22 protein-coding genes and 1 tRNA gene are annotated in these 22,893 nt (G+C 50.4%); 17 read left to right on the top strand and 6 right to left on the bottom strand.

All coding sequences use genetic code 11. From position 1 onward, the window contains the following. Positions 1-28: 28 nt before the first annotated feature. From tolQ to nadA, 11 genes are all read left to right on the top strand, one after another. A complete protein-coding gene (tolQ, locus tag O3276_RS06870; RefSeq protein WP_101746355.1) occupies positions 29-697 on the top strand; it encodes a protein TolQ in 669 nt (222 codons plus the stop codon). Between the two features lie 15 nt (positions 698-712). After that, on the top strand, positions 713-1,174 hold the full coding sequence (gene tolR / locus O3276_RS06865; protein ID WP_269674966.1) for a protein TolR: 462 nt from the start codon (positions 713-715) through the stop codon (positions 1,172-1,174). After that, positions 1,175-2,023 (top strand): cell envelope integrity protein TolA, encoded by an 849-nt coding sequence (locus O3276_RS06860; protein ID WP_269674965.1) that lies wholly within the window; start codon positions 1,175-1,177, stop codon positions 2,021-2,023. Then, the gene (locus O3276_RS06855; protein WP_269674964.1) at positions 2,020-2,418 is read left to right on the top strand and encodes a hypothetical protein; all 399 of its coding nucleotides are present in this window, start codon (positions 2,020-2,022) and stop codon (positions 2,416-2,418) included. The genes O3276_RS06860 and O3276_RS06855 overlap by 4 nt, the downstream gene beginning before the upstream one ends. After that, a complete protein-coding gene (gene tolB / locus O3276_RS06850; protein WP_269674963.1) occupies positions 2,399-3,355 on the top strand; it encodes a Tol-Pal system beta propeller repeat protein TolB in 957 nt (318 codons plus the stop codon). The genes O3276_RS06855 and tolB overlap by 20 nt, the downstream gene beginning before the upstream one ends. A 231-nt stretch (positions 3,356-3,586) precedes the next feature. Further along, positions 3,587-4,147, top strand: coding sequence for an OmpA family protein (locus O3276_RS06845; protein WP_269674962.1), 561 nt, complete (start codon positions 3,587-3,589; stop codon positions 4,145-4,147). Positions 4,148-4,252: 105 nt separating this feature from the next. Continuing rightward, entirely contained in the window at positions 4,253-5,101 is an 849-nt protein-coding gene (gene ybgF / locus O3276_RS06840) for a tol-pal system protein YbgF (protein WP_269674961.1), read from the top strand. Between the two features lie 143 nt (positions 5,102-5,244). Next, on the top strand, positions 5,245-5,763 hold the full coding sequence (locus O3276_RS06835; RefSeq protein WP_269674960.1) for a 7-carboxy-7-deazaguanine synthase QueE: 519 nt from the start codon (positions 5,245-5,247) through the stop codon (positions 5,761-5,763). A 20-nt stretch (positions 5,764-5,783) separates the two neighbouring features. Next, a complete protein-coding gene (gene queC / locus O3276_RS06830; RefSeq protein WP_269674959.1) occupies positions 5,784-6,479 on the top strand; it encodes a 7-cyano-7-deazaguanine synthase QueC in 696 nt (231 codons plus the stop codon). Between the two features lie 48 nt (positions 6,480-6,527). Next, positions 6,528-6,603 (top strand) — tRNA-Lys (locus tag O3276_RS06825). A gap of 256 nt (positions 6,604-6,859) precedes the next feature. Further along, entirely contained in the window at positions 6,860-7,897 is a 1,038-nt protein-coding gene (gene nadA / locus O3276_RS06820) for a quinolinate synthase NadA (protein WP_269674958.1), read from the top strand. A 51-nt stretch (positions 7,898-7,948) separates the two neighbouring features. Here the strand turns inward: nadA and O3276_RS06815 are convergent, their stop codons facing one another. Together O3276_RS06815 and O3276_RS06810 are read right to left on the bottom strand one after the other, a co-directional pair. Then, positions 7,949-9,367 (bottom strand): ankyrin repeat domain-containing protein, encoded by a 1,419-nt coding sequence (locus O3276_RS06815; RefSeq protein WP_269674957.1) that lies wholly within the window; start codon positions 9,365-9,367, stop codon positions 7,949-7,951. A 182-nt stretch (positions 9,368-9,549) separates the two neighbouring features. Then, positions 9,550-10,716 (bottom strand): hypothetical protein, encoded by a 1,167-nt coding sequence (locus tag O3276_RS06810; protein WP_269674956.1) that lies wholly within the window; start codon positions 10,714-10,716, stop codon positions 9,550-9,552. 644 nt (positions 10,717-11,360) lie between these two features. On the opposite strand from O3276_RS06810, the gene ltrA reads away from it, so the two are divergent. Next, complete coding sequence (gene ltrA / locus O3276_RS06805; protein WP_269672318.1) at positions 11,361-12,623, top strand: group II intron reverse transcriptase/maturase; 1,263 nt, start codon at positions 11,361-11,363, stop codon at positions 12,621-12,623. Positions 12,624-12,691: 68 nt separating this feature from the next. On the opposite strand, the gene O3276_RS06800 is transcribed toward ltrA, so the two are convergent. Beyond that, positions 12,692-13,156 (bottom strand): hypothetical protein, encoded by a 465-nt coding sequence (locus tag O3276_RS06800; RefSeq protein WP_269674955.1) that lies wholly within the window; start codon positions 13,154-13,156, stop codon positions 12,692-12,694. A 326-nt stretch (positions 13,157-13,482) separates the two neighbouring features. Between O3276_RS06800 and O3276_RS06795 the strand changes: the two genes are divergently transcribed. Further along, a complete protein-coding gene (locus O3276_RS06795) occupies positions 13,483-14,958 on the top strand; it encodes an F-box/WD repeat-containing protein (protein WP_269674954.1) in 1,476 nt (491 codons plus the stop codon). A gap of 116 nt (positions 14,959-15,074) precedes the next feature. Here O3276_RS06795 and O3276_RS06790 read toward each other — a convergent pair whose 3' ends face one another. Further along, positions 15,075-16,541, bottom strand: coding sequence for a M48 family metalloprotease (locus O3276_RS06790; protein ID WP_269674953.1), 1,467 nt, complete (start codon positions 16,539-16,541; stop codon positions 15,075-15,077). Between the two features lie 237 nt (positions 16,542-16,778). Here O3276_RS06790 and O3276_RS06785 point away from each other — a divergent pair, with 237 nt between their 5' ends. Both O3276_RS06785 and O3276_RS06780 read left to right on the top strand, forming a co-directional pair. Then, positions 16,779-17,006 (top strand): sulfurtransferase TusA family protein, encoded by a 228-nt coding sequence (locus tag O3276_RS06785; RefSeq protein ID WP_279330889.1) that lies wholly within the window; start codon positions 16,779-16,781, stop codon positions 17,004-17,006. Between the two features lie 58 nt (positions 17,007-17,064). After that, positions 17,065-18,129 carry an AI-2E family transporter gene (locus O3276_RS06780; protein ID WP_269674952.1) on the top strand — a complete coding sequence of 355 codons (1,065 nt, stop codon included), beginning with the start codon at positions 17,065-17,067 and terminating at the stop codon, positions 18,127-18,129. A gap of 72 nt (positions 18,130-18,201) precedes the next feature. Here the strand turns inward: O3276_RS06780 and O3276_RS06775 are convergent, their stop codons facing one another. After that, a complete protein-coding gene (locus O3276_RS06775) occupies positions 18,202-18,714 on the bottom strand; it encodes a peroxiredoxin (protein ID WP_269674951.1) in 513 nt (170 codons plus the stop codon). 261 nt (positions 18,715-18,975) lie between these two features. On the opposite strand from O3276_RS06775, the gene dapA reads away from it, so the two are divergent. Both dapA and bamC read left to right on the top strand, forming a co-directional pair. Beyond that, on the top strand, positions 18,976-19,851 hold the full coding sequence (gene dapA / locus O3276_RS06770) for a 4-hydroxy-tetrahydrodipicolinate synthase (RefSeq protein WP_269674950.1): 876 nt from the start codon (positions 18,976-18,978) through the stop codon (positions 19,849-19,851). Next, positions 19,851-21,038 carry an NlpB/DapX family lipoprotein gene (bamC, locus tag O3276_RS06765; protein WP_269674949.1) on the top strand — a complete coding sequence of 396 codons (1,188 nt, stop codon included), beginning with the start codon at positions 19,851-19,853 and terminating at the stop codon, positions 21,036-21,038. Before dapA ends, bamC begins: the two co-directional genes overlap by 1 nt. 81 nt (positions 21,039-21,119) lie before the next feature. On the opposite strand, the gene O3276_RS06760 is transcribed toward bamC, so the two are convergent. Next, a complete protein-coding gene (locus tag O3276_RS06760; protein ID WP_269674948.1) occupies positions 21,120-22,229 on the bottom strand; it encodes a phosphoribosylaminoimidazolesuccinocarboxamide synthase in 1,110 nt (369 codons plus the stop codon). Positions 22,230-22,893 lie beyond the last annotated feature (664 nt).

The following is a 22,893-nucleotide window of genomic DNA, read 5'->3' as shown; positions in this document are numbered from 1 at the left end:
GGTAGAGAGGTTGTCGGTGGCAGAAAGCATGTCTCTATGGGCTCTGGTGGGTAACGCCAGTTGGATTGTGCTACTGGTGTTATTGTTACTGGTAGCTGCATCGGTTGTTTCATGGATGATAATTTTCCAGCGGGGAATCCTGCTGAGAAATGCGCAGCAGACCATGATTGAGTTTGAGGATCGTTTCTGGTCGGGAATGGATCTGATTCTGCTGTACAAGGAAGTGCAACAAAATGAACAGTCCGGCTCAGGGGTGGAACATATCTTTAAAGCCGGTTTTGCCGAATTTACCCGCCTGCGAAACCAGGGGACTGTTGATCCTGATGCGGTTATGGAAGGTGCTCAGCGGGCCATGAGGGTGGCCATTTCCAGGGAGCAGGAGCGCCTCGAAGGAAACCTTCCCTTTCTTGCCAGCGTTGGTTCTACCTGCCCTTATCTTGGTCTTTTTGGCACAGTTGTCGGTATTATGAACTCTTTCCGGGGGCTGGCAGTGGTTCAGCAGCCAACCCTGGCTTCGGTTGCACCAGGCATTGCCGAGGCTTTGCTGACCACTGCTGTTGGCCTGGTTGCCGCTATCCCGGCGGTTGTCGCCTATAACCGCTATGCTTCAAGGGTTGAAGCCCTGGTGTCCAATTACGAGATATTTGCGGATGAGTTTTCCAGTATCCTTCACCGTAAAGTTTACAGCCGGACATAAAGGGATCTTACCGCAATGTCACCGATGATCAGTGGGGCAAAGATAAGAAGTCGTCGTAAACCCATGTCTGAAATAAACATGGTGCCGTTTATCGATATCATGATGGTGCTACTGGTCGCTTTTATGATCACTGCGCCCATGATGACCCAGGGCGTGAAAGTTGAGCTGCCCAAAACCAGTAGCGATAATATTGCTCTGCCAGAAGATAAAGAAGTCCTGGTTATCTCTATCAAGGCGGATGGCAGTTATTATATGGACGTCGGATCTGACCATGACAAAGCCGTGAATCTTTCGTCCCTGACAGAGAAAGTCAGTAAGGTCGTGAGTGCCAGACCCGGTACTCAAGTGTTGATTCAAGGAGACACCAGCGTTGCCTATGGATCAGTCGTTCAATTAATGGCTGGCCTGCAAAACTCAGGTATCAGTCATGTTGGGCTGGTCACTGATCCGGTGGCGGTTGGCATGGAAGAGCGGTAGATGAAGAGATGGTTTAACATTGCTTTTCCAGCCGTTATAGCAAGGGTGACCGAAGGTTATGGGTTTGCTGTAGCCCTGTCTCTGATTCTGCATGTCATGATGTTCGGTGTGCTTTTAGTCAACTGGAGTGCCGACGCCCATCCAAAAATAGCACCGCCGGTGCCCATCAGCGCCGCATTGGTATCGTTGCCTGAACCGGCGGCAAAGCCGCAAACTGTCAGGAAGCCTGCGCAGAGTCAGGTGGAACAAAAGCGCAAAGAAGAAGCAAAAAGGCGGGCGGAAGCCAAAAAAACAGCAGAGACAAAGCGCAAAAAAGCGGAACAGCAGCGACAGGAGCAGGAGCGGCAGAGAGCCCTGGCCTTGAAGCGGGAAGAGGAAAGAAAAAAAGATGAGCTGCGCAAAAAGGAAGAAGCTGCCCGGGAACGTCAGGAGCTGGAGAGGCGTCAGCGGGAAAAGGCGCAAAAGCGCAAAGAGCAGCAAGCGCTTGAGCAGGCCATGGCAATGGAGCAACAGGCTTTGGCAGCTGCTCAGCAGCTTGAGCATGACCAGCTGCTGCAAGCACAATATGCCGCGCTGATTAAAAGCCTGACCTCACGGTATTGGAGCAGGCCGCCCAGTGCACGCAATAACATGGTGGCAGAAATTCGAATCAGTCTTTCTCCCTTTGGGGATGTGCTGGATATTACTATGCTGAAGTCCAGTGGTAATGATGAGTTTGATCGCTCCGTTATTCAGGCTATACGCCGAGCGTCGCCCTTTTCGGAGTTGAAGGGTCTTGAACGGCGAATTTTTGAACAACACTTCCGACGAATTACCTTCCGATTCAGGCCCGAGGATCTGGTTAAATGAGGCACTTATTCAAAACCTGTTTATTATTTTACTGTCTGCTCTGGGGGATGAGTGCTCAGGCAGAGCTTGTCATTGAGGTCACCCAGGGGAATGACCAGGCTGTGTCCATGGCAGTTTCCCCCTTCAGCTGGACAGGGGGGAAAGTGTTGCCGGAAGACCCGGCAGCAATCATTGATAACGATTTGAAACTCAGCGGTCTGTTCAAGGCGCTGCCAAGAACCAGTATGCTCAGCTTCCCGGCCAGTGAACCGGAAGTTTATTATCGTGACTGGAGGTTGCTTGGGGCTTCTTACCTGATAACAGGGCAGGTGACCCTCAGGGACAGAGCTTACACCATGAACTATCAGCTTTATGATGTTGTCAGGGGAAAGCGCATTGCCAAGGGGGGGATTTAGCGGAAACAGTGCCCAGCTTCGGGAGATGGCCCATCGCATCAGCGATGTTGTCTATGAAAAGATCACGGGCCTGAAGGGCGATTTTTCCACCCGGATTCTCTACGTAACTGCCCAGAGGCACGACGCTGAAAGAACCGATTATCAGCTGAATTATGCCGATGCGGATGGTAAACGTAACAGGAAGGTGTTCAGCTCCAGCGAGCCGATTTTATCGCCCAGCTGGTCGCCAGATGGAACCAGGGTTACCTATGTCTCCTTCGAGCAGGGTCGCCCTGCCATCTATATGCAGGAACTGGCAACGGGCATTCGCAAAAGACTGACCGGTTTTAAAGGGCTGAATAACTCGCCGGTATGGGCACCGAACGGTAAATCCATTGCCATGGTGCTTTCCAAAGATGGTAATCCGGACATTTATATTCTTGACCTGGCAACGAACAAAATCAGCAATGTCTCGACTCATTACGCCATAGACACTGAACCGGACTGGATGCCAGATGGCAACAGTCTCGTGTTTACCTCAAACCGGGGTGGGAGTCCTCAGGTCTATCAGCAGGAGGTCAGCCGTAAAAGTGATGGTGAATTTATCACAACAGGCAAACCCCGTCGTCTAACCTTCGAAGGGCGATTCAATGCCCGGGCCAAGGTCTTTCCGGATGGTAAGTCGCTGGCTCTGGTGCATAAAGGGGAGGGAGCCGCCGACTTTAACATCGCGGTGCTCGACCTGGATACCGATAGACTGCGGCTGCTGACGTCATCCAGCCTGGAAGATTCGCCCAGTATTGCCCCGGGTGGGCGCAGACTGATCTATTCTGTACAGGGTGGCAAGAATGGCGAGCTGGGTATAGTTTCAGCTGATGGGCGGGTGAAACAGCGATTGCCTTCTGCCAAGGGTGATGTCCGGGAGCCTGCATGGGGCCCGGCTATTGAACTCAGGTAACGTACAGGCAGGGTGACCGCTCTGAAGTTCTGTGAAGCAATCGCAGGCAGTCATTTTTGCCCTGCCGATTTTCCGACTTGCTGCTATGCTCGTTTAAACTGCTTTTTTCCGGTAGCCCTTTCTCTGAGGAAACCCCACAATCCCTTGCTATTCGGGCTAGTCGGGTGACTTCAGTTCTGATAATGTACCGCACAAATCTTGAAATCCCGTAGAGAATGATTGGAGTTAAAAATGCAAATCGCCAATGTTGTTAAAGCGGCTTCTATGGCTGTAGCCGCTCTCTGGCTGGCAGGGTGTGCTTCCAGGAAAGAGCCAACCACAGCAGAAATCCAGCCGCCGGTTGTTACTGTTGAAGAAGAGGTGCTGGTTGAAGTCCAGCCTGTTCTGGATCCTGCAGTTCAGGCAGTGGTTGACAGTGGCCGAATTGATGAGTCTCCGGAAGAGATTCAGGCGCTTCTGGAGAAGAACACCTATTTCTTCCCATTTGACAGCGCCAGGCTGGATAATGACGCATACAAGGCTCTGGATGTGCATGCTGCCTACCTGACTTCTGATATGGGTTACATGAAAAATATCGTCATTCAGGGGCATACTGATGAGCGTGGTACCCGTACTTACAACCTGGCCCTGGGGGAGCGTCGTGGCAAAGCGGTGATGGATTACCTGGCCGCTAAAGGTGTAGCAGCTAACCGTATTGAAGTGATCAGCTTCGGTTTTGAGAAGCCTCTGGATCCTGAGCACAGTGAAAGTGCGTGGGCTTTGAACCGTCGTGCGGTAATTGTTACTGAGTAAGTAATAATACCAGTCATATTCTCGGTCAGCCTCCCAGGGCTTGCTGAAAAGCAGTCCGGTGTTAAAGGAGAATACGACTGGTATCATTTTTCGTCCGGGGGATAAATGCGTAGAGGAAACACTAACCCAAAGCTGATGGCGGTGCTGGCTCTTCCAGTGTTGCTTGCTGGTGCTCTGAATGGCGTGGCAATTGCCGCAGCCCCGGTTGAAGAACCGAGACCTCTGGGGCTTTCAGCTGAATCTCAAACGGTTGTCAGTCAAATCTCAGATGGTCCTGTTACGATTTCATCCTCATCGGATAGTGATGCTGATTACAATGGTACAGCTCATCTGCTGAATACGATTGATCAGCTTCGACAGGAAATGATGGAAATGCGCGGGCAGCTGGAAGAGCAGGCCTTTCGCATTGAGCAACTGCAGCAGGAAGGTCGGGACAGGTATCTTGACCTTGATGATCGAATCTCTCGATTGAAAGATCAGTCCGTGCCCCCGGCTCCAGTTGCCAACGTAAAGCCACCAATGGTGAGTGCACCAGTGGCAGAGGCGGCAGAAAAAAACAATCAACCGGTGTTGAAAGCCGAGGAAGCAACTTACCAGTCAGCATTTAACCTGATTCGCTCCAAACAGTTTGATAAAGCGAAAAACGCACTTCGGGAGCAGCTGAAAACCTACCCTGAAGGCCGTTACGCAGACAATGCCCATTATTGGCTGGGTGAAGTTGATATGGCTCAAGGGCATTACGATGCCGCCAAAGTCTCCTTCCAGATCATTTTGAATGAGTTTCCAAAAAGTCCAAAAGTCCCGGATGCCAGCTATAAACTTGGGCGAGTGCACGACTTGCTCGGCAATCAGAAAGAGGCAAAGAGACTTCTTGAGCTGGTTATTCAGCAATATCCTGATAGCTCGGCAGCCAGGCTTTCCGATACTTATTTGAGAACCATGGGCGATTCCTGATACCTGATGGCAGTCATCCTCAATGCTGAGAATTACCGAGATATTTTACTCATTGCAGGGAGAGACCAGAACCACTGGGTTGCCTACGGTATTTGTGCGCTTAACCGGTTGTCCCCTCCGTTGTCGCTGGTGTGATACGGAGTATGCCTTTAAGGGGGGGGGAGTTATTATCCGCTGAAGAAATCCTGGACAAAGTATCAGAATATAACCCCGGGTACGTCACCGTGACGGGAGGCGAGCCACTGGCCCAAAAAGCATGCCACGGGTTGCTGACTCTTCTGGCTGACCAGGGTTATGAGGTCTCTCTTGAAACCAGTGGCGCAATCAGCCTCTCTGAAGTTGACGCCAGGGTGGTCAAGGTAATGGATCTGAAACCTCCAGCCTCAGGCGAGTCCCATCGTAACCTGTATGAAAATATCGGTTTTCTGACCAGACAAGACCAGTTGAAATTTGTGATTGCCGATCGCGGCGATTATGAATGGTCTGTCTCCAAGCTGATCCAATACGACCTGGCGACCAGGGTTTCCGATGTGCTTTTTTCTCCGGTCAGCGGCACCCTGTCTGCCCGGGTATTGGCGGGTTGGATCCTTGAAGACAGGCTGCCGGTGAGATTTCAATTACAGCTGCACCGGATGATCTGGGGTGATCAGCCGGGTGTCTAGGACATAAAAAGGTATTGCAGATGAACAGAGCAGTAATCCTATTATCCGGAGGGCTGGATTCGGCCACCGTTCTGGCGATGGCTTTAGAACAGGGATTCGAATGTTACTCGGTCAGTTTTGATTATGGGCAGCGTCACCGTTGTGAACTTGAGGCTTCCCGCAAGGTAGCTGAGGCTCTGGGGGTTAGTGAACACAAGGTGTTAAAGCTGGGGTTGACTGATATAGGCGGTTCAGCGCTGATTGATGATGATATTGCAGTCCCGGATTTCGACGATCCCCTCAAGGAGGCCCAGAGCCAGGTTCCGGTCACTTATGTTCCTGCAAGGAATACGGTTTTTCTCTCTCTTGCCCTTGGCTGGGCAGAAGTGTTGGGGGCTTGTGATATTTTTATTGGTGCCAATATCGTTGATTACTCGAATTATCCTGACTGTCGCCCGGAGTACCTGAAAGCATTTGAAGATATGGCGAATCTTGCCACCCGGGCTGGCGTTGAAGGTGATCTTTTTCGGATCAGGGCACCACTGCTGAATTTAACCAAGTCTGAAATAATTTCTGAAGGCGTCAGGCTGGGGGTGGATTATGGGATGACCGTCTCTTGCTACCAGGCCGATGAATACGGCGCTGCCTGCGGTGTTTGTGATAGTTGCTGTTACCGGCGAAAGGGGTTTATTGAAGCAGGGGTCGATGACCCGACGACTTATCGCATTGCGGTTTAACTCGAATCACTTGTAAAACGAATTCTGGCGCGTATAATTTCGCTGATTGGGTCGTTAGCTCAGTTGGTAGAGCAGTTGGCTTTTAACCAATTGGTCGTAGGTTCGAATCCTACACGACCCACCACTTCCTGCCAAACCCTCTTATTTACCTCTTCACCATAATTATTATTAGTGGTGATGCTGTGTTAGAATACTGCCACATTTTTTTTAGAAAATTGCGGTGCAGAAATAGTGCGGAGCTGGGCTTCCTGCCATTGTGGGGAGAGCGGCAACGTAATATTTTCGGCTCATGGCTGATTGATAGAGGAAGTTGCAGACACTTACCTGCCGTGAAACAGTTCATCCTGGAAGGGTAAAGTGCTTTGCCGGATGCAAGCTTTATGAATGCAGTGATAGACAGAGAGCTCGTTCAGGGCCATTTGCAGAAGGCTCCATTAGCGGTGGATCCGGTTGCGAAGGAAGCCAAAAAAAACAGAATCAAACAGCTCCTGAAAGAGAGGGCAGCGGTTCTGGTTGCCCACTATTATACAGATCCTGTCGTTCAGGAACTGGCTGATGAGACCGGTGGCTTTATTGCCGACTCATTGGAAATGGCTCGCTTTGGTGCCCGGCACGATGCCAACACGCTGATCGTGGCTGGTGTTCGTTTCATGGGGGAAACCGCCAAAATTCTCAGCCCGGAAAAGCGGGTGCTGATGCCGACCCTCGAAGCAGAGTGCTCCCTTGATCTGGGCTGCCCTGTAGAAGAATTTTCCGCTTTTTGTGATCAACACCCTGACCGGGAAGTTGTCGTCTATGCCAATACGTCTGCTGCCGTAAAAGCACGGGCAGACTGGGTAGTAACCTCCAGCTGTGCGCTTGATATCATCGAAGATCTTGATGCCCAGGGTAAAGCCATTATCTGGGGGCCGGATAAATACCTTGGCAGCTATATTCAAAAAAATACCGGTGCCGATATGCTGCTCTGGGACAGTAGCTGTATTGTTCATGAAGAGTTCAAGGCGAAAGGTATTGAAGACCTGAAACGTGTTTATCCTGATGCCGCCGTACTGGTTCATCCGGAGTCCCCTGACTCAGTGGTTGATATTGCTGATGTGGTGGGCTCGACGAGTCAGTTATTGAAAGCTTCTCAGGACATGCCCAACAGCGCATTCATTGTGGCTACGGACCGTGGGATTTTCTATAAAATGCAGCAGGCTTCACCTGAGAAACGTTTTATAGAGGCTCCCACCGCAGGCAGCGGTGCCACGTGCCGCAGTTGTGCCCATTGCCCATGGATGGCAATGAATACCCTTGATGCTCTGCTGGAGTGTCTGGAAGCTCCGGGTGAACTGAATGTCATTGAGGTCAGTGATGAGTTGCGGGATAAGGCACTGAAGCCCTTACAACGCATGTTGGACTTTACGGCGGCCGGTTAACATTAATTATCTTCCCGATTTCCTGGGAGGTCGTCCGAGAATGGATGGCCTTCAGGCATTGTTTGATAAGTTCTTCCTGCGTTTTTCCATGTGATTGATCAAACTGGCCTGTAACTCAGCTCGTGACTCAGCTTTCGATTCAAGGGGTAGCCCTAAACAGAGATCCAGTGGTGTACCGCCATAAAGGCAGAAGGGCATTTTCTCATGCAAATCTTGTCTTGTCACAGGAGTATGAGTAATGGAGGGGAAGGTGCCCTCTTCGCAGTAGAAAAAGCGGGCAATGTTGGCTTTGCCTTCATACAAATTGCCACCATTGTCAATAAGCTTGAACATTGCCTGCAGGTGGCCCTCTAAGGCGGCAAAATGCATGGGGGTAGCTCTGCCATGCCGCCAACCGGTGCTTTGGTTTATCCTGGCATTGCGTTCTATTAGATGGTCGATCATTTTCAGGTTGCCAGACCAGGCTGCCAGGTGGAGCAGTCGAATGCCGCCTTCAATGATTGGCTTATTGACATCCTTGACGGCGCTGATCAGCGTACGAATAACATCGTTATTGCCTCGCTTAAAGGCCTTATAAAAATAGGAACTGGCGATGTCATCATAAAATATTTTGACATTGGCTCCAGCCGATAATAGTACCCTCATTGTATCGGTATCTTCGATGTCCATGCTTTTCTGTAGCGCTGTCTGGCCATCCGGGTAAAGCAAGTCCAGGTCAAGTGAGTCCGGGTAAAGCGATTTCGGGCAAGGCGAGTCCGGGTTAGCGTTACCCTCTTTGCAAAGAATCTCTACCGATTGCGATTGTTTGTTTTTCACTGCCCAGTGTAGCGCTTCTTGTTTTTCTATCTTGGCATCGGGAAAAGTTGCACACAGAGAAGATAAAACTTTCTTATTACCCGATATGGCCGCCCTTGCAAAAGGATTTAAGACAGGATTTTCGCCTGCACCCGTTGTTGTCAGGCGCATAAACGTCGAAGAAGGCACGGATTGTGCCAGATGGTTGATGACATTTGCATTATTGTTTGAGCATGCCCACAGGAATAACGACTGAAAATCCTCCACGCTGATTTCCTGTCCATCATCCAGAGGTAATTTGAATGGTAATTGGGGAAAGGGCAAGGTTGATTCAGAGGCATTTTCAGATGTAGTTTCATCGTCATCTAAATCGATATCAAGGCAGGGCGTGTAGGCCGCCTCCCTGGCAAAAGGAGAAAACCGGGCAATTCTCTGGAAGAGGGTCTGGGTAAAAGATTCATGGGGTTGGACGGTGGGGAGATTTCCTGTACGCGTTGTTTCGCGAACCCGCTTACCGTTGAAATTGACTCGAATGGTCTCCGGGTGTGTTCCAGAGGGGGGCGAATCAGAATTGCTATTTGTCCTGCGGTTAGTTGTCCTGGGATTAAGTGTAAAGCTGCACTCCAGTGTGTATCTTCTGGTGGCTGATGAGTGAGTAAAGGAGAACTTGGGCATTATTAGAGTCCTTCTTAATTTTTGACTTAGATAATATTTAACTTCTTTGACCGTTTAGATGGCGGATAGTTCCCAAGGATGACGTGAGCCTGATAATTATTTTGAGGTCAAACGGCGTTATTTATAGTCCGGCAGGGCTTTATTCTGAAAGTAACAGCAGCACAATTCTCGCCCAAAGCCTGCTACCTGGCTTGGGTAATGTCCTCACAAGACAGTTCCTGTAGCTGCGCCAATATTTCGTTCCCACACTCGCTGATTTGACGATAGCGGGGATCACTGCCGTGCAGCTTCTCCCATGGGAATGGGGTTGCAAGCCGGGCTAAAAACGGACAATGTGCAGAAGCGGATGATGAGTGCACATTGATGCTTTGGTTGAGCAAATCCAGGATGTGCTGACGTTGTAATGCCACTTTTTGGATAATGGGTTCAAGTAAACAGTGCCAATTTCTTTCAGTATTCTCTTTAAGTATCATCAGCTCCCTCATTAAGTGACACCAGGCGTAGAGTTGACAGAATTCCCTGTTGGCGTTAGCTAAAAATTCAGTAATATCGTGCTCTGTCGGGGATTGGGGGGCGGGAAGTTCTTGCCATAGCTTCTGATAAGTTTCAAGCGCCAGGCAAAGGGCTGATGAAGGATATTGCGTTTCATAAGCCTCAGTTGCTTCATGCAGTTGTTGTTCAAATTTCCTGACAGCTCTGGAGAACTCGGCATATTTCAGCCTCTTCTGTTCTAATCCAGTGAGGGCTCTGGAAACCCTGAGAGCTGAACTGTTAATCATTTCCCTCAGCTTTCTATTGTTCTCCTGATGGATGATTTCAGCTACCTCCCTGTGGGAGGCAAACAGGGAGCCTGCTTTTTGTGTGTCATGGGGATGGAGCACAAACACCCGGAGGTAGGGGCAGGATCGATCCATTTTATCAGGCTCATTTGATCTGCTTTCCTGTACGGGATCCGCAATAAAGTACATTTGGGTGGCTCTGACATTGCCCTCAGCATCAATTATCTGCACCAGAGGCTTGTCGCGATAGATGTTTCTTAAACAACAAGAGTCGTGCAGTCCATCCCTCCGCAGCCCCCCCGTTTTCAGATAACTTCTGATAACATTCTCTGCCTCAATAGGGTTTTTCTGTTTTTTTTGAAAAGTCTCGGTTATCCCGGGCGCGACAAAGCGTGAATTCTTCAGACAAAAAGCGCAGGTTAATCGCTCATCAAGCCCTTTGACCCCGGGAGCTGCGGCCTGAGTTTGCAGCAGGGATTTGTCTGCTGCTTTATCACAGGCATAGCTTCCGGAAAAGAACAGGCCTTCATCAACATAGTGGCTGAGCAACTCGGGGGTGTTTAATAACATACGACATAGTCCAGATTCATCCTTGTGCTCGGTAAAAGTCTTGGTACGCCCGGCATGGGCATGAACTGATGGGGTGAAAGTCCCCTGTGGGAGAACCTACATCTGACTGGCGGTAAAGACGCCTGCTGATGACAACCACTAGCTTAAGGCAAGTGCAGTCCCGCGAGGGGCTGTGCGGAGGCAGTCTGAGTGCAAAGGTGCGAGCCGACGTACAGAAATCGCATACAAGGCTGAGTCTCTGGGCGAGTGAGCCAAGGATCACAAAGCCCTCTGGTTCGTGAGACACGGTAAATGCGGCGGTTGTGCACTGAAAGTCCATGTTCTTATCCGGGGAGATCTGTTCAACATGCGATTGGTAAGTTCCCAGTTCTCAGCCACTGGTTACAACAGGCTCGGCGAACAGTGACTCATCATCCTGTTCGAGCAAACCCGATGGCAACCAATAGCGCCAGCAGAGGTAACCCTGCGTGGTGATTGGACAGAAGTCAGCAGAGGCCATAGTAGCTGTACGACAAAAGTCATTAATGGACGGGAAGTCGTCAGCGAAGGGCCGAACATCGATGACAAAGAGGAGACTGATTCCCTCAGGGCGATGCAGCCGTCCGGCGACTCACCGTACCTGGCGACAGAATCTTTGACCAGCTTTGAACCATGATCTACTAAATTGCGTACTTGAACCGGCTAATCTGGCAAGCGCATGGAAACAGGTCAGAAGCAACAAGGGTGCTCCGGGTATCGATGGAGTCACCATTGAAGCTTATCCAGACTTTGCCAAACAGCATTGGCCTTCAGTGCGTCAAGCCTTATTGGACGGAACCTATCAGCCGTCACCCGTGCGCCGGCATGTAATAGAAAAGCCGGACGGCGGTGAACGCTTGCTGGGAATCCCAACCGTGATCGACAGGGTCATACAGCAGGCCATTGTGCAGGTGCTGACGCCTGTCTTTGACCCGGGATTTTCCCCAAACAGCTTTGGCTACCGACCGGGACGGTCAGCACACGACGGAGTCCGTCAGGTTAAGCAGTTGATCAACGGGGGGCTACATTACGCCGTTGACGTTGATCTGAGTAAATTCTTTGATACGGTTAATCACGACGTTTTGATGTCGAGGGTCTCCCGTAAGGTCCGCGACAAACGCCTTCTGAAACTGATTGGTCGCTACCTGCGCTCCGGAGTCATGATTGAGGGCAATGTCTACCCGACCAGGGTTGGCATGCCACAGGGTGGGCCTTTATCACCCTTGCTGTCTAATGTGGTCCTCGACGAACTCGACAAGGAGCTTGAATATCGGGGTCATTGCTTTGCAAGATACTGTGATGATTTTGTGATTCTCGTCAAAAGTCAGCGTGCAGGGGATCGGGTGATGCACAGCATTACCCAATTCATTGAACGCAAATTGAAACTGAAGATTAACTCCCGGAAAAGTAAAGTTGTGAAAGCAACAGAAAGCGAATTCCTGAGTTTCACCTTCACAGGGAAGAAAGTTCGCTGGGCCCAGAAGTGTCTGGACCGATTCAAATACCGGATACTCAAGTTGACCAGTCGTCGCTGGGGTGTCTCAATGCAACATCGGTTACGCAAACTGGCGCAATATATCCGGGGTTGGATGGGGTATTTTCGGTTATCGGAATATTACCGACCAATTCCCCTGCTGGATCAATGGATACGTCGGCGAATCCGTTGCTGTTTTCTGAAGCAATGGCGCAAGCCAAAAACCCGTTTCAAGAATCTGGTCAGGTTAGGCGTTGATAAAGTGAACGCCGCCAAGATCGCAGCCAGCAGCAAAGGGTATTACCGTCTGAGTAAAACTTATGCGGTACAACAGGCACTGAATAACAATTACCTCGCGAAAATTGGGCTTGTTTCATTGAAAGACTTATGGATCAGGTTTCACCATCATCGTTGAACCGCCCGGTGCGGACCCGCATGCCGGGTGCTGTGGGGAGGGCTGGAGAAAGACCAGCCCTTACCCGATTATCGATCAGCAGTAGTGTTGGGCAGCGAGCAGCGTCCGGCGTTGCAATGATTTTCATACCAAATCACCGGGTCCATCCAACAGGAATCATCTTTAATGCGTGGCTCTTTCGGGTTAGTAATAGCATCTATTTTGCGGGTTACATCAAGCCAGCTTCGCACGACCCAGATATCTCGCTCCTGGAGTGTTTTGATAACCAGGTCCAAACCTTGCACAAAGCCCTTGTGCTCATCAACAAGATAAAGACGCTTGTCAGGGTTCAGTGGGATGACGGTGTAACCCGGACCATTGCAGGTAAGAAGAAAAAAGCCAACGACATCTGAATCAAGTTTAGCCTCCAGATAATGTCTCGGGGCGGTGCTAAGGGAATTTGGCTTGGTTAGCGGTACTGATTTATGTCTGGGGTCTTTTTCCAGATTGGCACTGGCCGGACACATATCAAAATCACCATGGTGGTTCATCATTCTGTCGATTTCTGAATCAGATTTTGGGACGCATCGAACAAGCATATTCGACCTTGACCTCATACTTTATATAAACGTTAGTAGCCATTGTGCAGACTGTTTTTTCATTGGATAGTTCCAAACTCTTTGTCATCTAAATTCCATAGTCTGAAGAAAATATTGTCTAATTAACGGGAAAAGCGTGTGCAGTTAAATTCCTGCATCTTCTGGAGGCAAAATTTTGCTTAACTATTTATCGGGGCAAAAATCGGACAGAGTCTTATAACTTGAATTCACTATTTCATACTCGGAAATAAACTCCAGAGTTGTTAACGGTCAGAGGTTTTATGAACAATAAGATTGAGATTGGTGATAATGCTAACTGTTCCCTTCACAGCTGCGGTAGAACAAGCCCGTGTCACAATCAGGCAGGAGAAAAAACGTCAGAGAGGGTTTCGGTTGTTCCCCCGGAACAGGTGTCGCCTTTATTGGCATTACCCGATGAACTCCTGGTTAAAATTGCTGACTATCTGAGTTTTGTTGATTGGCGAAGCCTGGATTTGACCAGCAGGCGGTTAAATACACTTTTTAACACCGAAGAAAGGCTGAAAATCCTATTCGTTCGATATTATGGATCTCCCTCCGAAGCCTATAGAAAAATAATTGAAAACAGGGGGATACCTGCTGTTCCACACAATGAAATCAAGAACCCTTTTTTACGACTTGCCTGTGGCAGGTACTTAAGCAATAACTACCTGGCTTCTCTGGGAAATGATGCCTCGCAAACCTGTGTGAAGACGCTGTCCGGGCATACTGGCGAGGTGATGTCAGTCACGCCACTGGCTGGTGGGCGGCTGGCTTCTTGCGCTGCTGACGAAACCGTAAGGGTGTGGGATCTGAGCAAGCCCGATGGGTCGCAATGTGTGATGACGCTGAATGGACATACTGGCATTGTACACTCAGTCACGGAATTGCCTGATGGGCGGCTGGCTTCCTGCTCTGCTGATGAGACCGTAAACCTGTGGGATCTGAGTAAGCCCGACGGGCAGCAATGCGTGGCGACGCTGCGTGGGCATTCCTATCACGTGCGCTCAGTCATACCATTGGCCGATGGTCGGCTGGCTTCCTGCGCTACTGACGGAACCGTAAAGGTGTGGGATCTGAGTAAGCCCGACGGGCAGCAATGCGTGGCGACGCTGCGTGGGCATACCAAGGGGGTGAGTTCAGTCACGCAATTGCCTGATGGGCGGTTGGCTTCCTGCGCTGGTGACCATACCGTAAAGGTGTGGGATCTGAGTAAGCCCGACGGGCAGCAATGCGTGGCGACACTGAATGGGCATACCCAGTGGGTGGAATCTGTCACGGCATTTGACGATGGGCGGCTGGCTTCCTGCTCTCTTGACAAGACCGTAAAGGTGTGGGATCTCAGCAAGCCTGATGGGCAGCAATGCGTGGCGACGCTGAATGGGCATACCAGCTGGGTGAGATTTGTCACGGTATTGGCCGATGGTCGACTGGCTTCCTGCGCTGGTGACTATCATGAAGTCTTATCTGGTGACGGCTCTGGTGACAAGAGCATAAAGGTGTGGGATCTGAGCATGCCCGATGGGCAGCAATGTGTGGCGACGCTGAATGGGCATGAAAGCTGGGTGAACTCAGTCACGCAATTGCCCAATGGGCTGCTGGTTTCCTGCTCTGACGACATGGACGTAAAGGTGTGGGATCTCAAGGCGGGGGCCATGCGTGTCGACGCACAAGGGCATACTGACGGGGTGAGCTCAGTCACGGCAATAGCCGGGCAGCTGGATTCCTTCTCCCTCTGAAAGAAGAAAAATCGTTGCTTGATAATGAAAAAAATACCAGTGCTATCAGTCACCGTGCAGCGGCCTGCCCTGGAGCAATTTTTCAGGACCAGGCAGGAGCGTCTTCTGGATATTGATTATGAATTTCTCATTTTCTGGCGATAGTTTTGCATATCCGTCAGCTTTTGCTGAAGTTTTGATTTGAGCGAGAAGTTATCCCCTGACATCTTTAATGCATACTGCAGGTGTCTGATAGCATCATCCAGATTGCCATTCAGGAAGAAGTACTCAGCCCTTGACTGATGCAGGCCAACAATGTCTTCTGCCAGCCCCTGAGCTTCCGCCAGCTCAAACCAGATGTCCGGATCATCCGGACGGAGGCGGCTGAGTTTCTGCAGCTCATCCCGGGCGCTGGCATAATCCTGTTGTTGCAGCAGAATTTCTGCCCGGGTGGCCAGCAGCGGGTAGCTTTGTGGGTTGGTACTCAGTGCCTGGTCGATGCGTTTAAGACCCTGGCTGGCTTTGCCGGAGGCGGCTTGGAGCAGAGACTGGGTCATAATCAGATAAGGGTTATCAGGGTATTGTTGCAGCAGAAGATTCATTTGCTGCTCTGCGACCGTGAAGTTTCGGGTTTTCATGCTGGCCAGCACCAATCCATACCGAGTGGGAGCCAGGCTGGCTGCTGATGTGGCGGTTAATCCGGACTCTAATTCCTTGTTCAGCTGCCTGGCCATTTCATGATGGTTGTTGCTGTTCAGGACGGCGGCACGCACTCGCATGAATTGGTAGTTTTGTGAGCCTTTCGTAGTTTTTAACGGCTGGTCTGACATCTGGTCAGCCCGGGCCCGGGAGTCTGCAATCCGGTTTTCTGTCACCGGGTGTGTCAGCAGGAATTCCGGAGGACGGCTGCCGTAGCGGCTGGCTTTGTTCATTTGTTCAAAGATTTCAGGCATGGCCTGTGGGTCAAGGCCGGCCCTGGCAAGGGTGGTGATGCCGATGTTATCCGCTTCCCGTTCAAACTGGCGGCTGAAACGAAGCCGCGCACTTTGCATTCCTGCCACGGTTGAGGTCAGTGCTGCGGCACCGGCGTCTCCCCCTGCGGTGGCCATGATCAGTATGGACCCAAGAATGGCGGCGGCATTGGGGATGCTTTTGTTCCGTGCCTCTTCAACATTGCGGGCGTAGTGACGCTGGCTCAAGTGTGCCAGTTCGTGTGCCAGAACGGCGGCAAACTGGGCTTCGGTTTCAGCATTGAGAAACAGGCCGGTGTTGACGCCAACGATGCCGCCCGGGGCGGCAAAAGCATTCAGGACCGGGCTGTCAATCACCAGCGGGACCAGCCGGTGATCTTGCAGTTGGCTGGCAGCGGCCAGTCGGAAGATAAGGTTTTCCAGGTAGTCTTTCAGTTGCGGGTCAGAAACCATGGGGGTCTGATTGCGCAGGGCTTTTAACCATGACCGTCCGAGCTCATGCTCTTCCTGTTGGGAAATAATACCCGACGTGCTATCACCCAAACTCGGCAGGTTGAGGTTGCTGCTCATGGTGGCGCTGGAGTAGGTCGACAGTACCGCGGTCAGTGCTGTGGCTAAGATAAGTACTGACAAAAAGCCCGCTCGTTTCATAGAATATCCATACCCGTGTTTTCTACAGTACACTTTATCACGAATCTGTTTATGGTTAGCTACTTAAGTAGTCATAATAGTGGTTGTTCATAGACGGGATATTTCCTCTTTTAACCATTTGCCCGCTAAAGTGCTTAAACAGTTTTGACGTTTACACTGTCGTTGATATTAACGTTGGGCATTTATACTGTTGCAGCCTGTAAAGAATGAGTCGTTATTATGGATGTTGATCAGGAGCTTGATCTTAAAGGTATGAACTGTCCACTGCCACTGCTGAAAGCCAAACAGGCAATCAGTCGCATGCAGTCAGGCCAGGTTATCAGAGTGTATGCGACAGATCCCGGCTCGGTCAGGGATTTTGCCAGCTTTGCCAATATCAGCGGGCATATCCTGCTGGCCAGTGAAGAAGAGCACGGCGTTTATATCCATACATTGCAGCATAAGTAGTAAGGGATTTGCGTTGAATAATGAATCTTGAGTCGTTGAATAACTAACGGAGCATTTGATGCTGAATGTCATTAAGGGATGGTTGCACAGCTATCTCTCGGATCAGGAAGCGATTGTTCTTCTGATCCTGTTGCTGGTTGGCTTTGTTGTTGTGCTGACCATGGGGAAAATGCTGGCACCGGCATTGGCCGCTTTGATTTTTGCGTTTCTGATGCAAGGCCTGGTGAACTGGCTTGAGCGACAGCGAATGCCGCATCTTCTGGCCGTTAACCTGGTTTTTACCGGATTTGTTGCCGCGTTGTTGCTGGTGATTTTTGTGGTGGTGCCGCTGGTGTGGGAACAGGTGACACACCTGTTAAATGCCATGCCAGGCATGGTTCGCCAGGGGCAGGCGTTGCTGGTGAGTTTGCCAGATCTATACCCGGGCTTTGTTTCTGAGCACCAGGTTAGCCTGCTGGTCACAACCATTAATAAGCACCTGGCCGACTTTGGGCAGTGGGCATTGTCTTTTTCCCTGTCCAAGCTCCCCGGTATTGTTGCTCTTCTGGTCTACCTGATTCTGGTGCCTATCCTGGTTTTCTTTTTTCTCAAGGATAAAGAGGTTTTGCTGGGCTGGATGGCCAGCATTCTTCCTCGCCGTCGCAGGCTGATTGACCAGGTTGCTGATGAGATGAATGACCAGATTGCCAACTATATCCGGGGGAAGGCGATAGAAATTGTTATTGTCGGGGGTGTCAGTTATGTGCTGTTTGCCCTGTTAGGGTTAAGCTATTCTGCGCTTTTGGCGGTGATGGTCGGTTTCTCGGTGGTTGTGCCCTATATCGGGGCGACCGTGGTAACGATTCCCGTTGCCATTATTGGTTTTTTCCAATGGGGATTGGATGATCAGTTTGTGATTCTGATGGTGTGCTATGGGATCATTCAGGCGCTGGATGGTAATGTGCTGGTGCCGCTGCTGTTCTCTGAAGCGGTGAACCTTCATCCTGTTGCCATTATCATTGCCGTTCTGGTGTTTGGCGGTTTGTGGGGGTTCTGGGGGATCTTTTTTGCCATTCCCCTGGCAACCTTGTTAAAGGCGGTGATGAATGCCTGGCCGACAGTGGCGGATGTGGAGTTAAGTTAAAACAAGCACTGAAAAGTGGGCAAGGCCCACTTTTCAGTTTGCAAGAGAGCGTTTTTATTACTCCGCTTTTTATTACTCTTCTTCGTTGCTGTTGTCACTGCTATCGGTCTGCGCCTGAGTGTCTACCATTTGTGCGGCCTGCAGAACATCTTCCACATGCCCTTTAATGCGAACCTTGCGCCACTCGTGTTGCAGTACACCATTACTGTCGATCAGGAAGGTGCTTCGCTCGATCCCCATATACTCCTTGCCATACATCTGCTTTAACTTGATGACGTCAAACAGTTTGCAGAGTGTTTCATCTTTATCGGAGATCAGCTCAAAAGGGAACTCGTGTTTGGCCCGGAAGTTTTCATGAGCCTTGATGCCATCTTTGGATACGCCAAAGACCAGCGTGTCTGACTCTTGAAATTGGCTGTAATGATCTCTGAAGGCCTGTCCTTCACTGGTACAACCTGGGGTATTGTCTTTTGGGTAGAAAAACAGGACGACTTTACGGCCTTTGAGTTCAGAGAGTTTGACCGTCGTGTCACTGGTCGCTTGGGCGGTAAAGTCAGGAACGGGTTGGCCCAGAGTTACGCTCATGTTTTATCCTTAGTCGCTCTCATTAGTCATTATTAATTTCAGGGGAGTTAGTTTAAACCATCACTGAAAAAAAGGCAGGTCTTAAAAGGTATTCAAATATCTTAAGCTTTTTCTCTTCTTTTTTTCTCAGCGTTTTATCTTGTTCGACTTCAGTTTTTCAACAAAGTTCAATAAACAGCCGGGCCGGGATGGATTTCGGCCTTGTGAATGTAAAAGGGCGTTAGTAACATTACGCAAGATTCTGCCTTTAGGAGTGAACTGATGATTACCGGGAGCCTGGTGGCTATTGTTACCCCCATGTATGGCAATGGTGAGCTGGACTGGGAGAGTATGCATGCCCTTGTAGAGCATCATATTGACCAGGGGACGGATGGGATCGTGGTGGTGGGTACCACGGGTGAGTCAGCCACTCTGACGGTGCAGGAACATTGTGAAGCCATAAAACGCATGGTGGACCAGGTGAATGGCCGGATTCCCGTGATTGCCGGTACCGGGGCCAACTCAACCGCAGAGGCCGTCCACCTGACGGCGGAAGCCAAGGCATTGGGCGTGGATGCCTGTTTGCTGGTGACCCCCTATTACAACAAGCCGACTCAGGAAGGGCTTTACCTTCATTACCAAACGGTGGCTGAATCGGTGGCGATTCCCCAGATCCTCTATAATGTTCCCGGCCGAACGGCGGTGGATCTGCTGCCGGGAACCATTGGTCGCCTGAGTCAGCTGGACAATATTGTCGGCGTTAAGGAAGCCACGGGCATTGTTGAGCGTGGCCAGCAGATTCGGGCGTTGTGTGGTGCAGACTTTGCCATCTACTCCGGTGATGATGCTACCGGTATGGAGCTGATGCTGCAGGGAGCAAATGGCGTTATCTCTGTGGTCAATAATGTTGCACCAAAGATTATGCATGAATTGTGTGTTGCTGCCACGGCGGGCGATCGCAGTACAGCAGAAGCGCTCAATGCCCGGATTGAAGCATTGAGCCGTCAGCTCTTTCTGGAAGCCAATCCGATTCCAGTAAAATGGGCATTAAAGGAGATGGGGATGATCAAGGACGGTATTCGTTTACCATTGACGCCCCTGTCGGAGTGTTATCACTCCGATGTTAGAAGTGCACTGCAAAAGGCGGGGTTGATTTGATGGTTCCAGGTCAAAGGATCAGTGAGTTGCCAAGGCATGCCCGGTTGGGCCTGTCTGTTGTGATCAGCGCATTGGTGCTGACAGGTTGTGCCAACCCTTTTGGCCAGCAGGGGTATCTGCGGGATCGTGCCGGAGACTACATCAAGGCGCAGACCGCTGAGCCCATCACCTTGCCTGCGGGAACTCAGGCCAGGGAACTGGGGGATATTCTGGTGATTCCAGAGGCTGGCCTGACTGACCAGAAACTGCCACGGGAGTTTGAAGTTCCAAGGCCTTCCCAGCGGTTGATGTTAAAAGAAGGTGATCATTACAGCCTTGAACGCAATGGCAGTCAGGAATGGTTGTCCGTTGATCGTGAACCCGGTGAAGTGTGGCCCGGTGTGCTGGGCTATATTGAGAAGCTGGAAGAAGAGCAGGGTGTTGGCATTGCGGGCACAGAGTTTGCCAAAGGTGTTGTTGAAACCCAGTGGCAGAACTTTGCCCAGGATAAAGATCACGGTGTGATGTACCGGACATTCGGTAAGTTATTTGGTGCTGATGATCTTGAGCCGATGGAAGAACGCTTTCGCTTTGAGGTTCGCAATGGCCTGAAAGGCGGAACCACGGAGGTTTATGTCTATCATCAGAGTCGGCCATTGGCTAAAAAAGGGCAACCGGCTGCGGCTCCTGAGAACTGGGATAACCTGGGAGAGCCAAGCAAGCGAAAGGCAAACGATGTGCTCTCAGAGATGCTGGTTTACCTGGCACGGGATGATGTTCAGTCATCGGTTTCTCTCCAGGCTCAGGGGCTTGATATTGCTTCAGTCACGGAAGCGGGCCGGGATGGTAATGGTAACCCGGTGCTGACGGTACGTGGTTTGTCCTATGCCCGTGTTTGGGACGCTGCTGCCAACGCTATGGATAACGCTGGACTGAAGGTTGTTGATCGTAACCGTTCCGCCGGTCTCTTCTATCTTGCTGACAGTGTGCCACAACTGGAACAGGAGCAAGAGAAAAAGAGCTTCTGGTCAGGTTGGTTCAGTGATGAGCAAGACACTGATGTGTCTGATGAGCAGAAAACGCTGACGGTCAGGGTGAGTAATTACTCTGAGGCGGTTCAGCTTTCGGTAGAAAAGGATGTGAATACCTCAGCGCCTGCAGATGTCAGTCAGAGACTGCTCAAGGTGATTCAGGACAATCTGCAATAAATAATGATCTTCAATAAATAAAGCAGGCGTAAGCCTGCTTTATTGCATCTATCCCTGAACGACAGTTGTTCCTTTTATGGTTTATCTGGCATCGATCAAACCATATTCCTTATCCAGAATTTCAATCATCTCGACCTTGGGGTTGTCAGAGAGTTTCAGAGGCTTTCCGGTAATCTTTTCAGCAATCGCTGTGTAAGTTCTGGAAAGGTCCATTAATGCGCTTTCCGGCAGTGCGTGATCTCTGGCAAGGGCTTCCCGCTCCGGCATTCGCTCCTTATTCAGCAGGATATCAGGCTCAGGGAAGTGATTAAGCAGAAACTGCCGGAAGCTCTCTTTTGAATTTTCAATCACCTCGCCCTGACGATAGGCTTCACCGTCCCAGATTCTGGAAGAGTCCGGCGTGCCAACCTCATCCATATAAATCAGCTTTTCCTGTCCACGGGCATCGGTGACGTAACCAAACTCAAATTTGGTATCAACAAACATCTGGTCCAGGGCGGTCAGGGACTGGCTGATAACCGTGAAGCCTTCCTGAAGCAGGGTTTCGTAGCGGTCAATATCGTCAGGATGGCGAAAATTGAAAGCCCTGTAATTATCTTCCAGGTCCTTGCGGGTAATATTGACGTCATCCGCTTCAGGGACTCCGGGAATGCCTGTTAACACCCCCTTGGTTGATGGGGTAATCAGTAGCCCCGGCAATGGTTGATCTTTCTCCAGCCCTTCCGGCAGTCGTATACCGCAGAACTCGCGCTCCCCTTTGCTGTAGGCCCGCCACATTGAGCCGGTAATATACTGACGACCGATGGCTTCAATCATTACCGGTTGCGCTTTCTGGACAATCCAGACCAGTGGGTGAGGGATCGCCAGGATATGGCTGTCCGCCAGGCCATGTTGTTTGAAGAGATTGAACCAGTGGTTCGAGATCGCATTCAGCGCTGCGCCTTTGCCAGGGACACCGTTCAGCCCCCCCTCACCATGCCAGATACAGTCAAAGGCACTGATTCGGTCAGAAATAACCATAATGGCCAGTGGTGCATCGGCAGCGACATCATAGCCTTGTTCGTTGATCAGTCGTCGGCTGTCCGCTTCGGTCAGCCAGTAAACGGAGCGTACCTTGCCGGAGTGAATAGGAAGGTCGGTGCGAATCGGGAGATCGTTGTTAACGGCCAGGACCTTATCAGCAAGACTCATTGCGGCTACCTGTTCTGTATTCTGTTTGGTAATGTCGATTTATCACCCATGATGGTGATACAGCTCTACCCGACGCTGGGAGGTAAGGGTCGAAATCATAGCAAATAACCCATGTTCGCTGTACAGGAAAAAGCAGCAAAACCACTCTGCAGATCGGGAACCTGCCCAGCTCGGATCGGGTTCATTAATAACTGTTTGTTATTTAGACATCATCCCGGAGTTTTCGGCGGAGGGCTTATGGCTCTTGTTCGAGGGGGCTGGCAAAATTTTTTATGCACAAATGTCAAGCGATTGACGTGTATTTTTTTTCGCTGCCATAAGTGACTGATTTTGTAAGTACTTATCCTAAGTGCATGAAAAATATAGGAAAAAAATAGATCAAAAAATAACCAGTTTAATAAGGGGGTAGTAAACATCGGTCTTTGTGACGGGTTGTGAGTGATCATCCACAAACTTATCCACAGATTCTGTGGGTAAAGTAATGATCGCGATGTCGGCTTGAAGTCTGGTAATACAAAGTACTGTTAATTCCAAGATATTCTTAAAGAAAAAGTTTGTGCTGCCGGGTCTGTTCTCCGCTGGCTTGCGGCGAAGTGTTTAATCACATTGCTTCAGACGGAACCGGGTGTAAAAAAAACAGCGGGTTAAAAATGCTGACAAAGGC

This window comes from Endozoicomonas sp. GU-1 (assembly GCF_027366395.1).
Lineage (GTDB): Bacteria > Pseudomonadota > Gammaproteobacteria > Pseudomonadales > Endozoicomonadaceae > Endozoicomonas.
The sequence above is the reverse complement of the archived record's forward strand: the minus strand, read 5'-3'. Positions and strand labels throughout refer to the sequence as shown.